This window comes from Halobaculum halobium (assembly GCF_030127145.1).
Classification (GTDB): Archaea; Halobacteriota; Halobacteria; order Halobacteriales; family Haloferacaceae; genus Halobaculum; species Halobaculum halobium.
In genome coordinates this window covers 2,074,004-2,087,045 of sequence record NZ_CP126158.1, presented here as the reverse complement: position 1 = coordinate 2,087,045, position 13,042 = coordinate 2,074,004, and the positions used below count along the sequence as shown (strand labels likewise).

Annotated in this window: 12 protein-coding genes; 4 read left to right on the top strand and 8 right to left on the bottom strand. The window is 59.2% G+C overall.

Annotated elements, in window-relative coordinates:
• Positions 1–47: 47 nt before the first annotated feature.
• Genes glmS through P0Y41_RS10790 form a run of 3 tightly spaced genes read right to left on the bottom strand, consistent with a single transcriptional unit; the run spans position 48 to position 3,237 of the window.
• Entirely contained in the window at positions 48–1,853 is a 1,806-nt protein-coding gene (glmS, locus tag P0Y41_RS10800) for a glutamine--fructose-6-phosphate transaminase (isomerizing) (protein ID WP_284061350.1), read from the bottom strand.
• Positions 1,853–3,046: a sugar phosphate nucleotidyltransferase gene (locus P0Y41_RS10795; protein ID WP_284061349.1), complete on the bottom strand. Its 1,194-nt coding sequence runs from the start codon at positions 3,044–3,046 to the stop codon at positions 1,853–1,855. The genes glmS and P0Y41_RS10795 overlap by 1 nt, the downstream gene beginning before the upstream one ends.
• Positions 3,047–3,102: 56 nt before the next feature.
• Entirely contained in the window at positions 3,103–3,237 is a 135-nt protein-coding gene (locus tag P0Y41_RS10790) for a DUF8595 family protein (protein ID WP_284061348.1), read from the bottom strand.
• A gap of 110 nt (positions 3,238–3,347) precedes the next feature.
• Between P0Y41_RS10790 and P0Y41_RS10785 the strand changes: the two genes are divergently transcribed.
• Positions 3,348–4,208, top strand: a complete 861-nt coding sequence (locus P0Y41_RS10785; protein WP_284061347.1) for a TrmB family transcriptional regulator — start codon at positions 3,348–3,350, stop codon at positions 4,206–4,208.
• A gap of 3 nt (positions 4,209–4,211) precedes the next feature.
• Here P0Y41_RS10785 and P0Y41_RS10780 read toward each other — a convergent pair whose 3' ends face one another.
• The 4 genes from P0Y41_RS10780 to P0Y41_RS10765 form a co-directional block, all read right to left on the bottom strand.
• Complete coding sequence (locus P0Y41_RS10780) at positions 4,212–5,198, bottom strand: NAD-dependent epimerase/dehydratase family protein (RefSeq protein ID WP_284061346.1); 987 nt, start codon at positions 5,196–5,198, stop codon at positions 4,212–4,214.
• Between the two features lie 67 nt (positions 5,199–5,265).
• Positions 5,266–6,225 carry an NAD-dependent epimerase/dehydratase family protein gene (locus P0Y41_RS10775; protein WP_284061345.1) on the bottom strand — a complete coding sequence of 320 codons (960 nt, stop codon included), beginning with the start codon at positions 6,223–6,225 and terminating at the stop codon, positions 5,266–5,268.
• A 29-nt stretch (positions 6,226–6,254) separates the two neighbouring features.
• Positions 6,255–7,469 (bottom strand): NAD-dependent epimerase/dehydratase family protein, encoded by a 1,215-nt coding sequence (locus P0Y41_RS10770; protein WP_284061344.1) that lies wholly within the window; start codon positions 7,467–7,469, stop codon positions 6,255–6,257.
• 233 nt (positions 7,470–7,702) lie between these two features.
• Complete coding sequence (locus P0Y41_RS10765; RefSeq protein ID WP_284061343.1) at positions 7,703–8,317, bottom strand: class I SAM-dependent methyltransferase; 615 nt, start codon at positions 8,315–8,317, stop codon at positions 7,703–7,705.
• Between the two features lie 286 nt (positions 8,318–8,603).
• Here P0Y41_RS10765 and P0Y41_RS10760 point away from each other — a divergent pair, with 286 nt between their 5' ends.
• From P0Y41_RS10760 to P0Y41_RS10750, 3 genes are read left to right on the top strand one after another with little or no spacing between them, the layout of a single operon-like run.
• On the top strand, positions 8,604–9,770 hold the full coding sequence (locus tag P0Y41_RS10760; RefSeq protein ID WP_284061342.1) for a glycosyltransferase: 1,167 nt from the start codon (positions 8,604–8,606) through the stop codon (positions 9,768–9,770).
• Complete coding sequence (locus P0Y41_RS10755) at positions 9,767–10,879, top strand: glycosyltransferase family 4 protein (RefSeq protein ID WP_284061341.1); 1,113 nt, start codon at positions 9,767–9,769, stop codon at positions 10,877–10,879. Before P0Y41_RS10760 ends, P0Y41_RS10755 begins: the two co-directional genes overlap by 4 nt.
• Positions 10,863–11,396 carry a glycosyltransferase family 2 protein gene (locus P0Y41_RS10750; RefSeq protein ID WP_284061340.1) on the top strand — a complete coding sequence of 178 codons (534 nt, stop codon included), beginning with the start codon at positions 10,863–10,865 and terminating at the stop codon, positions 11,394–11,396. The genes P0Y41_RS10755 and P0Y41_RS10750 overlap by 17 nt, the downstream gene beginning before the upstream one ends.
• A 45-nt stretch (positions 11,397–11,441) precedes the next feature.
• Here the strand turns inward: P0Y41_RS10750 and P0Y41_RS10745 are convergent, their stop codons facing one another.
• A complete protein-coding gene (locus P0Y41_RS10745) occupies positions 11,442–12,968 on the bottom strand; it encodes a flippase (protein ID WP_284061339.1) in 1,527 nt (508 codons plus the stop codon).
• Positions 12,969–13,042 lie beyond the last annotated feature (74 nt).

Genomic DNA, 13,042 nt, shown 5'->3' with positions numbered 1-13,042 from the left:
AGTGGGGTTCCGGCTACGGGTAACTCGTTACGGTTCGCGATCGGCGTTCACTCAACGGTGACACTCTTCGCGAGGTTGCGCGGCTTGTCGATGGAGCGCCCCAACCGGTCGGCCATGTGGTAGGCGACGAGTTGGAGCTGGACGTTCGCGAGCATCGGCGCGGTCCGTGGATGCGTCTCGGGGATCTCGAGCACGTGGTCAGCGTACCGCTCCACATCGGACTGCCCGTCAGTAACTGCGATCACAGGCGCGTCGCGAGCCTCGACCTCTTTCACGTTCCCGATAGTCTTGCGAGCGCGCTCGTCGTCGCCGGTGACGATCGCGAACACCGGCGTGTTCCGTGTGACGAGCGCGAGCGGACCGTGTTTCAACTCGCCCGCGGCGAACCCCTCCGCGTGCTCGTAGGTGATCTCCTTGAATTTCAAGGCACCCTCCAGTGCGACCGGGAAGTGCAGGCCGCGGCCGATGAAGAAGAACGATTCGTGATCCCGGTACTCGTCGACGATCGCTTCCGCGGTCGTCTCGTCGAGCACCTGTTGAATGTCGCCCGGGACATCCCGGAGCGCACCGACGAGATCGCGAGAGCCTGCGGCACCGTCGGTGAGTGTCTCCGCGAGGAGGTTCAACGCCGTGAGCTGCGAAGAGAACGTCTTCGTCGCGGCGACGCCGATTTCCGGCCCCGAGCGGATGTACAGCGCGTGGTCGCACTCGCGGGCGGCCGTGCTACCCACGACGTTCGTCACTGCGAGTGTCTCTGCACCTCGCCCCTGGGCCTCTCGAAGCGCCGAGAGAGTATCAGCCGTCTCACCGCTTTGGGTGACGCCGACGACGAGACCGTCCTCCGGAACCGGCGCGGGACCAGTCGCGTACTCGCTGGCGAGGAACGCCTGTGCGGGCACGCCGGCCTCGCGGAACAGTTCGACCCCATACAACGCGGCATGATAGGAGGTACCGCAAGCGACGAAGTGGACGGTTTCGGGTGTACCGACATCGTCGAGTTCCTCGACGGTGACCTGTCCGGAGAGTTCGTCGAGTCGACCACTGAGCCCCTGCCGGAGGGCCGTCGGCTGCTCGTGGATCTCCTTGAGCATGTAGTGGTCGTAGCCGCTCTTGCCGGTCTGCTCGGCGCTCCAGGAGACGGTGGACACGTCTTTCTCGACGGGCTGGCCGTCACGGTCGGAGACGCGCCATCCGTCGGCGTCGATGACCGCGACGTCGCCGTCATCGAGATACACGACGTCGCGCGTGTGTTCGAGGAACGCGGGAACGTCGCTCGCGAGGTAGTACCGTCCCTCGCCGACCCCGAGGACGAGCGGGGAGTCGTTGCGCGTCGCGAAGATCCGATCGTCGCCGGCGACGACCGCCGCGATCGCGTAGCTGCCCTCGATTCGGTCGAGCGTCCGACGGAACGCCGCCTCGACATCCAACTCAGTGTCGAGGTAGGCGGCCAAGAGGTGCGGGATGACCTCCGTGTCGGTGTCGCTGGTGAAGGTGACGCCCTCCGCCTCGAGTTCGTCGCGCAGCGACTGATAGTTCTCGATGATCCCGTTGTGAACGACCGCGACCCGGCCGGACTCGTCGGTGTGCGGGTGGGCGTTCGCGTCCGTCGGCGGGCCGTGTGTGCTCCAGCGCGTGTGGCCGATCCCGATGTCGCCGGAGGGGGTCCCGTCACGTGTGGCGATCTCCTCGCGGAGCGCTTCGAGCCGCCCTTCCTTCTTCTCCACATCGATCTCGTCGCCGGCGAGTGCGACCCCCGCCGAATCGTAGCCGCGGTACTCCAACGTCTCCAAGCCGTCAAGCACGACATCGAGTGTGTCGTCCCCGTGTCCGACACAGCCAATGATCCCGCACATCAGCCCTGCACCTCCGCGTTCTCGTCGACATTGCGACGAAGAGTGACACCTGCGGCGATATCGGCACCCGGACCGACGAGCAAGCCGGGTGAGACCGTCGCCCCTCCGCCGAGGCGCGCTCGGTCGGCGAGGACGCATCCGAGGCGCTCGTTTTCGTGGACGCGGTCGCTCACGCGCACGTCTGCAGGGCCGCCTGGAGCGGTCGCACCGGCCTCGATCTCTGCGCCCTGTCCCGTGATCGAGTCGACGACGGTCGCGTTCGCGCCAACGCGCGTGTCGGTGTCGAGGACCGACCGACGCACAACCGCACCCGCTTCGACACTCGTGTTGGGACCGACCGCAACGTCGGGACCGACGACTGCGCCGGGTTCGACCACGGTGTCGGAGCCGATGACGACCGGCCCATACAGGTCGGCGGTGTCGGCGATCGACGCGGAGTCGGCGACGTACACGCCCGGAGTGGTCTCGGGTTCGTCGACCCGACCGTCCGCAAGCAGTGTGCTGGCGAGGGCGGTGAGGTCCCACGGATAGGTCACCTCAGAGTGGAGGCCATTGGCCGTGACGCCGCGGACGTGGCCACCGCGGTCGATCACGGCAGAGATGCCCTCAGTGAGCCCGAGTTCGCCGTCCGTCCGCTCGACGTTCTCGACGGTCGAAAAGAACGAGGGGCCGAACGCGTACACGCCCGCGTTAAGCAGGCGATAGGATCCCGTCCCCGGCTTTTCGATGAGTTCGGTCACAGTTGATCCGTCGAGTGTGACGGCACCGTACATCGGTGCTTCGGCCGACTCGACAATCGCGAGGGTGCAGATATCCTCCGCCGAGTGCGCGTCGACGACTGCCACAATCGTCTCTGTGTCGACAACCTCGTCACCGTTGACGACGAGGAAGTCACCATCGAGTGCGTCACGCGCTTGGAGAAGCGCATGTCCGCTTCCGAGTTGCTTCTCTTGGGTGTGGTACGTGATCGTGCGGTTTCGATAAGTCGGCCCGAAGTGGTTCTGCACCCGGTCGCCCTCGTAGCCGACGACGACGTGGAGGTCGTCGATCCCGGCGTCGATCAGCGCGTCGAAGACGTACTCTAAGATCGGCCGATTCGCGGCCGGGAGCATCGGCTTCGGTCGATACTTCGTGAGCGGCCTGAGTCGTTGGCCCTCGCCAGCTGCGAGGACGACTGCGGAATCAATTGACATACCCGTGAACTCGTGAGCGGACTACTGTGTCTTTCGCACCCGCAACACCGACGGCTCTAGTCGTCCTGGCTGCGGTCCGTTGTCTGTGCCGCCTCCTCACGCTGTTCGCTGAGCTTCTCCCAGATCTCTGTGCAGCCCGCACCGTCCTCGAGATCGTGGAGGTGATCATCGTCCCGCGTTGAGTTACTCATCTTGTGAGTAACTGCAGACGCCACCGATATGAAGCTATCGGAGCGAAAACCGATCGTGAGAACGAGCATCGACCGCCGTGGCTTATCAATCGGACGCGCATACGGTTGGTATGAGCAGCCGCGACAGGGACGCGCTTCTCGATCCACTCGATCTGACGGAGTACGAGGAGCAGGCGCTCGAACGTCTGATCGAGTTGGGGCGAACGACGGCACCGGATCTCTCCGAGGCAACCGGGATCCCCAAGGCACGAATCTACGGCGTCCTCGATGAGTTGGCCGATCTGGGGTACCTCAAGGTTATCCCCGGTCGGCCGAAACAGTACCAACCCAAGTCGCCCGAGGAGATCCTCGACCGGGCGATCGAGAACCGCCGACAGACCTACGAGACCGACCGGGCACAGATCGAAGACACCCGTGAGGAGTTCGTCGCAGCGTTCGGCCCATTGTACGAGCAGGCCAGCGAGGACATCTCTCCGACGGAGGAGCTCTTTCACGTCGTCGATGTCGGTGACCCGAGCGAGCGCGAGACCCGGACGTTATACGCGGACGCGCAGCAAGAAATTCGGATCATCACGAAGAGTTTCGAGTACTTCGAGGCAATCGAACCCGCGTTCGCGGACGCCTACGAACGAGACTGTGAACTCCGAATCCTGTTTCTCGATCCGGATCTCCTCGAAACAGAGAACAGATCGATCCAACGAGAGACGGTGGAGTATCTCCGTGCGGAATATCCCGCAGTCGAGTATCGCTTCAGCGCGACACGACTCCCTTGGCGCGGAACGCTCATCGACCCTAGCTTGGAGTACGACTCCGGTGACGCGGTGCTCCTCGTCGAGGAGGAGAACGTCCCGCTACACAAGCGACAGGCCGCGGTGACCGAGAACCACTCGTTCGTCGCGGGGCTGGGTCGCTACTTCGATCTGACGTGGAACCACGACACGCTCGACGCGGACCCGTACGGCGACGCCTGAGGGTTACTCTCCCCGTGCCTTCGCTTCGAGGAGCTCCTGAATCGACCCCTCCACCGTCTCCTGGGGAGTCCATCCGAGCGTTTCCTCGGCCGCCGAGATGTCCACCTCGAAGGACTCAACCATCGTCTCCCCACTTCGCGGGTTCTCGACGACCTCGATGTCGACCTCGGAGTCGAGGATCTCCGCGGCGTACTGTTGGACGAGTTCGGCGACATCCATCACGCCGGGGTCCTCATGGGAAGCGATCTCGTACTTCTCGACTCCGGTCTCGTCGGCGGCGAGTTGCTCGCAGAGCCGTTCGGCGCTGTGGACGTACGCACGAGCCACGTCCTTCACGTGGATGAAGTTGCGCGCCTGCGTCCCCGGTTCATACACGGTGAGGGTGTTTCCGGCGGCGGCTCGGTTCGCGAAGAAGTTGATCACGGTCCCCTTCGAGACGCGGGTGTCGCCGATCGTGTGTTCGCCGTAGAGGTTGGACTTCAAGAACAGGTGCGCCGGGAACGCGTCGTCGGCGAAGGACTCGATGGCACGCTCGTTGAGCACCTTCGTTCGCCCGTACCAGTTCAGCGGGTCACGCGGGTCGTCGACGGAGATGGGAAACGACTCCGGGTCGCCGAGGACAGCCATGCTGAACGGGAAGACCAGACCAGCACCGGTCTTGCGGCAGAACCACGCGACGTTGTTCGTGCCCGTGATGTTCACGTCGTACGCCAGATCACGGTTGGTGTCGCAGTCGTCGACGCCGCTGATCGCCGCGAGATGCATGACGAGGTCGGCGCCCGCGAGCGCGTCCTCGAGGTAGTCGCGATCGCGGATGTCCACGTGTTCGACTTCGACGTCATCGATCTGGCGAACAGTCCCGAGATAGAAATTGTCGAGGGCGGTGATCTCCCACTCCGGGTGGTCACGCTGGAGAATTTTGACGACGCGACTGCCGATGTACCCTGCCGCACCGGTGACCGTGACGTGGAAGTCATCTGTCGTGCTCATGTACGTTCACCACCGGGGTCAGTGCAAATACCTCGCGATCCAGTTCCGGAATTGGGGGATGCACCGATCATCGGTGTCCCCCTGCAGTTCCGTTCTGGAATCGCTTGGCCAAATCGGCTATCCCCGCTCGAAGGTAGTGTTCGGGCTCGAAGCCCGTCTCGGCGACGCGGTCGAAATTCACGTGATACGAGGGCCCCGGGTGCTCGTCTTCCAGATATGTGATGTCGAGATCACGGTCGAGTTCGTCGCGGACGGCCTCGGCGATCTCCTCGACGCGGTAGTTGCTGTCGTTGGCCCCGACGTTGTAGACCTGTTCGGGCCAGTTCTCCGGTTCGAGTGCGGCTTGGGCGTACGCGCGAGCGGCGTCCTTCACGTGAATGAACGGGCGCCAGTTCGAGCCGTCGCCGTACACCGTGAGCGGCCGGTCGGTGATCGCACGGAAGACGAAGTGGTTGACGACGAGGTTGAATCGCATGCCCGGCGAGTAGCCGTAGTTCGTGCTCATCCGGAGCGCGGTCCCGTCGTAGCCGTATTCGTCGATCGCGTTCGTGAGGAGGTCCTCCGCCTCGTGTTTCGATTCAGCGTAGGGGTTTAGCGGATCGGGGTCAACCGTCTCGTCGATGTCGCGGGAGGCCGCGCGGCCGTAGATGTTACACGAGGAGGCGAACACGACGTTCGAGACGTCGAGCTTTCCTGCGGCTCGGAGGACGTTCCGCGTCGCGTCGTAGTTCACGTGGAACGTCTCCTCGCGTCTGTCGTGTGTGCTGTCGGCGCCGGTGATCGCCGCGAGATGGATGACGGTATCACACCCGCGCATCGCCGACTCGACATCGCCGTACTCGGTGATGTCGCCGCGACGGAAGCGCAGGCTGTCGTCACTCCCGAGGCCGCTCCCCATGAGGTTACGCGGTGAGGACATCGAGAGGTTGTCCAAGATAGTGATCCGGTCGACCCGCTCGTCGTCCCGAAGGATCGGAACGAGCGCGCTGCCGATGTAGCCACAGCCGCCGGTAACGAGAACGTGCATGCGTGAGGTAGTGGGAGGGGTGGAGTCGCTTAGTCGTCTGCGGCCGCGGGTGCCTCCTTCTTGTCGTCGTCATGTCGATCCTCGAGAACACCGGGGAGGAACCGGTCCTCGTAGGCACCGATGCGGTCGGCGTGGTCGGCCAGCCGCTCGAAGACGCCGCGGATACCCTCCTCGAAGGTGACCTGCTGGTCACCGATCAGGTCCATGTAGCGGTCGTTCTCGATCTCCATCTGGTGGGTCTCATCCTCATCACGCGGGTTCTCGAAGTGCTCGACCGCGGTATCGAAGCCGAATTCGTTCGCAACATCCGCGATCGTCGTCCCCATCTCGACGATGGAGATCGGGCGCGTGACCTGATTGTAAACGACGTGGTCATCCGGTCGGTCGTCGACATCGTTCAGCGCGAGCCGGGCGAGTCCCTCAACAGCGTCTTCAAGGGAGATGAACGGCTTGCGCTGTTCGCCCTTGCCGTACACCGTGATTGGATACCCGGCGATCGCCTGCGCGGCGAAGCGGTGAGCGACGACGCCGAAGTAGTAGTCGAAGTCGAAGCGCGTCGCGAGGCGCTCGTCGGCCGCGGTCTCCTCGGTGGCAGCACCGTAGGTGATCGCGGTGCGCACGTCCGAGACGGGGATGTCGAACTGCTTGTTCGCGAGACGGAGGTTCGCCGCGTCGTGGGACTTGGTGAGGTGGTACCAGCTGCCCGCCATCGCGGGGAAGGGTACGTCGTCGCGGTCGCCTTGGTTCTCCATTGTCGCACCACCCTCGGGGATGGGGAACTCGGGGGCACCGTAGACGCCCGTGGTGGTCGTCTCGATCAGGTGCGTGTCCGAAAGGTCGTTCTCGTGGAGCCCCCACGCGAGGTTCCGCGTAGACTGCATGTTGTTGTGCTGGGTGTAGTTGGCGCGCTCGCCGTTGATCTGCGAGTAGGGGGCGCTCGGCTGAGCGGCCGTGTGGACGATCGTCTCGGGCTCGTGTACTTGGAGGAGTTCGTCGACGAACGACCGGTCAGTGAGGTCACCCTCGACGAACGAGAGGTTCGTGAGACCGTGGACTTCTTCCGCGGCCTTGAGGCGTGTCTCGATGTCCGCGACGGGCGTCGCAGAGACCGAGCCAACTTCCGAGACCCACTCACGCCGGCCGAAGTTGTCGACGAGGACGACGCGGTCATCGGTTCGCGAGGCGATGCGCAGCGACGTGGGCCAACCGAGGTAGCCGTCGGCGCCCGTGACGAGGATCGTCATTGGTTACTCAAGTTGTGAGTAACTCTGATTCGATATGAATGTGTTGGTACTATTGTTAACAAGTGACTTCCCAATATGACTCTGATGCTTCAGCCCGGTGCGAAATTGGTTGTGAACCCCCCGTTGAATCAGTTCGTAACGTCTGGAATAGACCCAGTCGGCAAAGCTCCAACTTCAGCGTTTGTTGTTCCGTCCCGCCTCAATAATCTATCAATATTAGTAAGGAAGAATAGTCATTTTCCTGGTTTTTTATTTAAACGATATACTCCAATGAAGTCGTCTTCAAACTTTTCAAATCCTATATCATGGAGAATTTGTGTCAGTCCAAAAGTATCAGCTTTTGCGTAATAGTGGTCACTTTCAACGAATCCATACCGTGAAGCAAATTGGCTGAGTGTAATTCTATCGAACCAAGAAACGTGTTCTTCAAATACACTGAACTCATGAATCGGGGAAATGTACTTAATAAACCGTATTAACGCGAAGGGGTTCGGCGTTGTAATTATGAATGTACCACCTTCGGAAAGAGTTCTCCTCGCTGATTCGAACATCCCTCCGGGATTTGCGAGATGTTCAATTATTTCACCTGCTACAATCACATCAAATTGATCATCAACGTGAAAGTTCTGGGCATCATCAACGACAGCATGATATCCCTGTTCGTTCATCTCTTCGACACCTGATTCATCAATGTCCATTCCTACGCAGTTTTCGCTGACCTCGTGCAACTTTGCATGAAGCCACCGATCTGCACCAACTGTTTGTTCGTTTCCAACGCACCCAAGATGAAGCACGTTTTTTCCTGCGCAGATCCTGCTTATGTACTCGATTTTATCAGATCTAACCACACATTAAAAGTCAAATCAGAATATATATTCTTTTCGTATTTTGTAACACGAGGTGTTTCCTCAGCCCACCGACTGTACGAACCGACTCTTTCCAATCATATACCTCCCATCATAATCATCGTGAACGATAGCCGGTCTACCCATTTGGCTAGGGCCCCAACACTCACGGACCAGCTCACTTCGAGGTGGTCTGTAGGGGTTACAATCTCGCTCATAATCAAGTCTGTGCTCGGAAAGGAGACGACGGAACGACATACTTTTCTCTTCACTCAGAAGTTTACATCCCATGCAGTCGACCTCTGGTTCAAGTAAGAGCCAAGAGGGAGATCTCGACAGCCTCGACATCGCTGTCGCTCACTGGCATGTGGATGCTTGGGGAGGCGCGGAGTATCTCGTCACGAAACTCGCTGAGGCCCTCGATGTCAGTGTGGTTCATACGCTCGGGGATCCGAACCCGAAAGAGCCGAATCCGTACGGCGATATTAAGTTCGTAGACGTAACGTCGTCTCTTGATTATCCACAGATTCGGCGGCTCCAGCAGAGCGCCGGTCGTGTTTTCGAATACGCGCAGTGGGAAGATGTCGATTGGAGGACCGTGGGTGACCCTGATATCCTCGTGACATCAGGTTCAACGACCCGGGCAGTCATCACGCCCGATGACACGCTCCATGTCAACTACTGTCATTCTCCCCCGCGGTGGTTTTATGACCTTTATCATGATCGAAAAGACTCGATGCTCGGTATGCTCGCTCGTCCGCTTGTGCGGTATCTGCGGATGAGAGACCAAACTCTCGACCCACGCGTCGACCAGTATTTCGTCAACAGCCCAGTCATCAAACGGCGGCTCTGGAAGTACTACAAACGGGACAGTACCGTCCTTTATCCGCCACTCGACCTCAATCAGTATCAGGACGAGGGCGATCAGGGGTATTATTTACATTTAGGGCGACTTGACGAGGAGAAAGGCGTCCCGGCGGTTATCGATGCCTTCGAGAAACTCGATGAACACCTCGTAATGGCTGGCGGCCGCGGAGATATCGCCGAGGCTACGATCGATCGCATCAGAGGGGCTGAAAACATCGATTATAAAGGATTCGTGAGTGAGAATGAAAAGATCGAACTTCTCGCAGGATGTACAGCCGTTGTATTCAATGGGAGAAACGAGGACTTCGGTATCGTTCCGATCGAAGCGAACGCGAGCGGAAAACCCGTACTCGCTCGGGACGAAGGCTTTCCCGGTGTGTACGTTCGATCCGGCGAAAACGGCTACCTCCATGACGGAACCACTGACGGGATCCGGGATGCGATAGACCGGATGCGTTCCGAGAGGCCGGGCACGGACGGAATGAACGTCGATGAATTCTCAACCGAAACATTTCAGCACAAGCTCGAAGAACTGCTTGAAGAAGCGTTTGAGCATACCGTCAACAGTACCGGTGGAAATATCAAATGAGGATTGGATTCTATAATCCACGAGTTGGCTTCGCGCGATCGGGTGGGACAGAGACATTCATCCGCCAGATCGCAAAGCAGCTCCAGTCCGACCACGAGATTGTTTTTTATTGTGGTGAAGGAGAGATCATTGAGGAAGTTCTCAATCTCGACGTACGGATAGAACAGATACCTCTAATAAGCAAAGAGTCTGCGACCAACAGAGCAATCACAGGAGCAACGCCGGTCATTCCCGCGGAAGTTGAGTCGCTAACGATGTTCCGGAATGCCCGGCGCAGAGGGATCTTCGAGGAGATGGATAAGCAGGTAGATATCGTCTCGACACATTATTACCTAGATAACATCCTAGTCAGCCGGGTCTCACCTGTACCGATGGTGTTCCGGTTCCCTGGTATTAAACAGCCTTCCGTTCGCTGGAAGGCGATGGCACGACTTGGCCACCCGAACGCCTATCTCGCGAACAGTCGTGCGACGGCTTCCCGGGTGAAAAAGTGGTTGGATATCCAAGTGCAGGACGTTGTCTACCCGGGAGTTGATCTTACGATGTTTTCTCCTTCTGCCGATCCGGTGTTCGACGAGGAGCTTGTGGCTGTTCTGTACGTTGGACGACTTGACGAGGGGAAGGGACTGTTCGAGTTATTGAATGCACAGGCGCGTCTTGGCGACCGAACTAGACTCTATCTCGTCGGTGATGGGACGCTGGCGGACGATCTTCAAGCAGCGGTTCGAGATCTCGATATCGAGGACAACGTAGTGTTCACCGGAGCAGTCGATCACGGAGAGGTCGCGCACTACTACACTGCTGCGGACGTGTTCTGCCTTCCATCACATCACGAAAGCTTCGGGATGGTAAACATCGAGGCGATGGCTTGTGGAACACCTGTGGTGTCTACCCGCATAGACGCGATCGAGGAGTATCTCGTCGACGGAAAAAACGGACTCCTTGTTCCTCCCGGCGATGTCGATGGCCTCGCAGCGGCGTTACGCCGACTCGCCGATGACGCCTCGCTTCGGGAACGACTCGGGAGGAACGCTCGAGAGACGGCGTCCCAGTTTAGCTGGGACGCACAGACGGCTCGACTGGAGGAAATATATGAGCGACTCGATTAGCATCGTCATTCCCACACTCGACGGGGACCCTTGGACATTGGATTCCGTTCCGGCGGGGGTAGAGACGGCAGTCGTTCAGGAGGGGAACCGATCGGAAGCGCGAAATGAGGGTGCTCGTCGGACGAGCGGAGATGTCCTCGTGTTTTGTGACGACGATGTGTCTTTCGACGAGTCCTTCCTATGGAAACAGGTCGAAGCGACCGAGACGGGGACAATCTTAGGCCTGGAGGACTTCGATTTCGGTCTCCTCCTCACTCGGTTCATGATCGTACACCGTGTGGACTTCGAGGAGCTCGGAGGATTCGACGAGCGTCTCAATCACATGGAAGACACGGAGTTCTGCCTGAACGCGCTCTCACGTGGCAAGACGCTCAACGAACTTCCCCGCTGTGCCGTACATCACGAGGAACATGAGTCACCGGGACAAGGGCGTTGGGCGACTCTTCGGAACTCCGCGTACCTTGCCGCCCGATATCCGCAGTACGGACCGTGGCTGCTCCGTGAACTTCTCTTATAAGCAGTGCGGCGCACCGACCCGAAAAGCTCCCGGATGGTTCGGTGTTCAAGGCCTGTTTACCCGTTCGTGGACCCGCCGGACAATGTCGAGGTCGATCCCTTGTTCTTCAAGCAATTCCGCAAGGAGGAGGTCAGTCTCCTCGACTCCCATACTGAGGTACCCCAGCGCGAGCGTGATGGTCAGTACCGCCGTGTAGATGATTACCGAAAGGACGGACGGCGACGGTACAATTCCTCGAACAACCACTGCTGTAATAGCCAGCGGGATCAGGGGGAAGAGGAGCGCTTGAGAGAACGGAATGATCCGGAACTCCCGATTGAGATACCACGTCATCATTGCGTTCCGGAGTAGATACGACGACCCGGTCGCAACCGCAGCGCCAGCGATTCCGAAGCGGGGAATCAGTACGACATTCAGTGCGAAGTTCGCAGCGAGAGTGCCCAAATCGAACCCCAACAACCGTCTGGTCTTCCCGAAGGCAACGAGCGTTCCACGGTTCGGACCGTTCAGGATGTGTGAAGAGAACCCGACAACCAAGATTACGAAGGCGGTCGTCGCGTACCCGTAGTTGGCGGAATAAATGAACGTTAAAACGTAGTTCGGGAAGGCAAGTGCCGTCAAGACAAACGGGGCAGAAAGGAAGACGACCCACTTGGTAACTGTTCGATAGATGTCGCTTACCTGCTCGAGGGCCCCCTCCTTGTACAGGTCCGACACTTCTGGGAGATACATAAACGCGATCGACTCGATGAACAAGAGTGTCGTTTGCCCGAGGACAAAAGCGACGTTGTACCCGCCGGCGTCTGCAGACGTGGCGAAGGTGCCGATCAGGATCGTGTCGAGATTATTCATGAACTTAAGGATAATAGACGACCCCACCAGTGGCACCGAAAACCGAAGCAGCGACCGGTGGACCGGAACCGCATCGGTGCCGAATTCGAATAGTTCTGTATGTTTGCGTACGTAGTACAGGGAGACGACTGCAGTGACAGCGGTCGCACCGAGGTAGGCACCTGCGACACCGATTGCCCCATACCCGAGGAGGACCAACGAGACGATGAGCGAGATGCGAACGACCGGTTGGAGAATGCTCGTGACGACAGTCTTCACGAGCGGTTTCTTTACGCCTTGAAGTGTTCCGTTTATGAGATTCAGAAAGATCTTGAGCGGAATAGCGACGGCGAGAATACGGAGTGCAGGCGCAATCGATTCGTCCTGAAATACATACTCCGCAACAGGACCTGCAGCAACGAAAACAGCGATAGCACCGACAACGGCAGTAATCGTTGCGAGTTGGTACGCTGTCGTCAGTACACCGCGTCGTACGGCCGAAGGGTCCGACTGGGAGTAGTTTCGTGCGACGCCGGAGTTCAACCCCAGCGAGAGGATATCACAGAGGATGAAATAGACCGACAGCGCAACGACGATGACACCGTACCCCGACGGTCCCAGTAACTGCGCGTTGAATACACTCCCACCGAACGCGATGAATTTGTGGAGAATAGCGCCCAGAAAGATAACAGCCGAGCCAGATAGGATTCGTGAGAACGAACCAGACTGCTCTTCCGGCATAGTCCAAACTCAGACTGCCCCAGTTTGTATATGCCGAAACTAGACAGTGAACGGAGCGTCGATCGGTCTTCGGA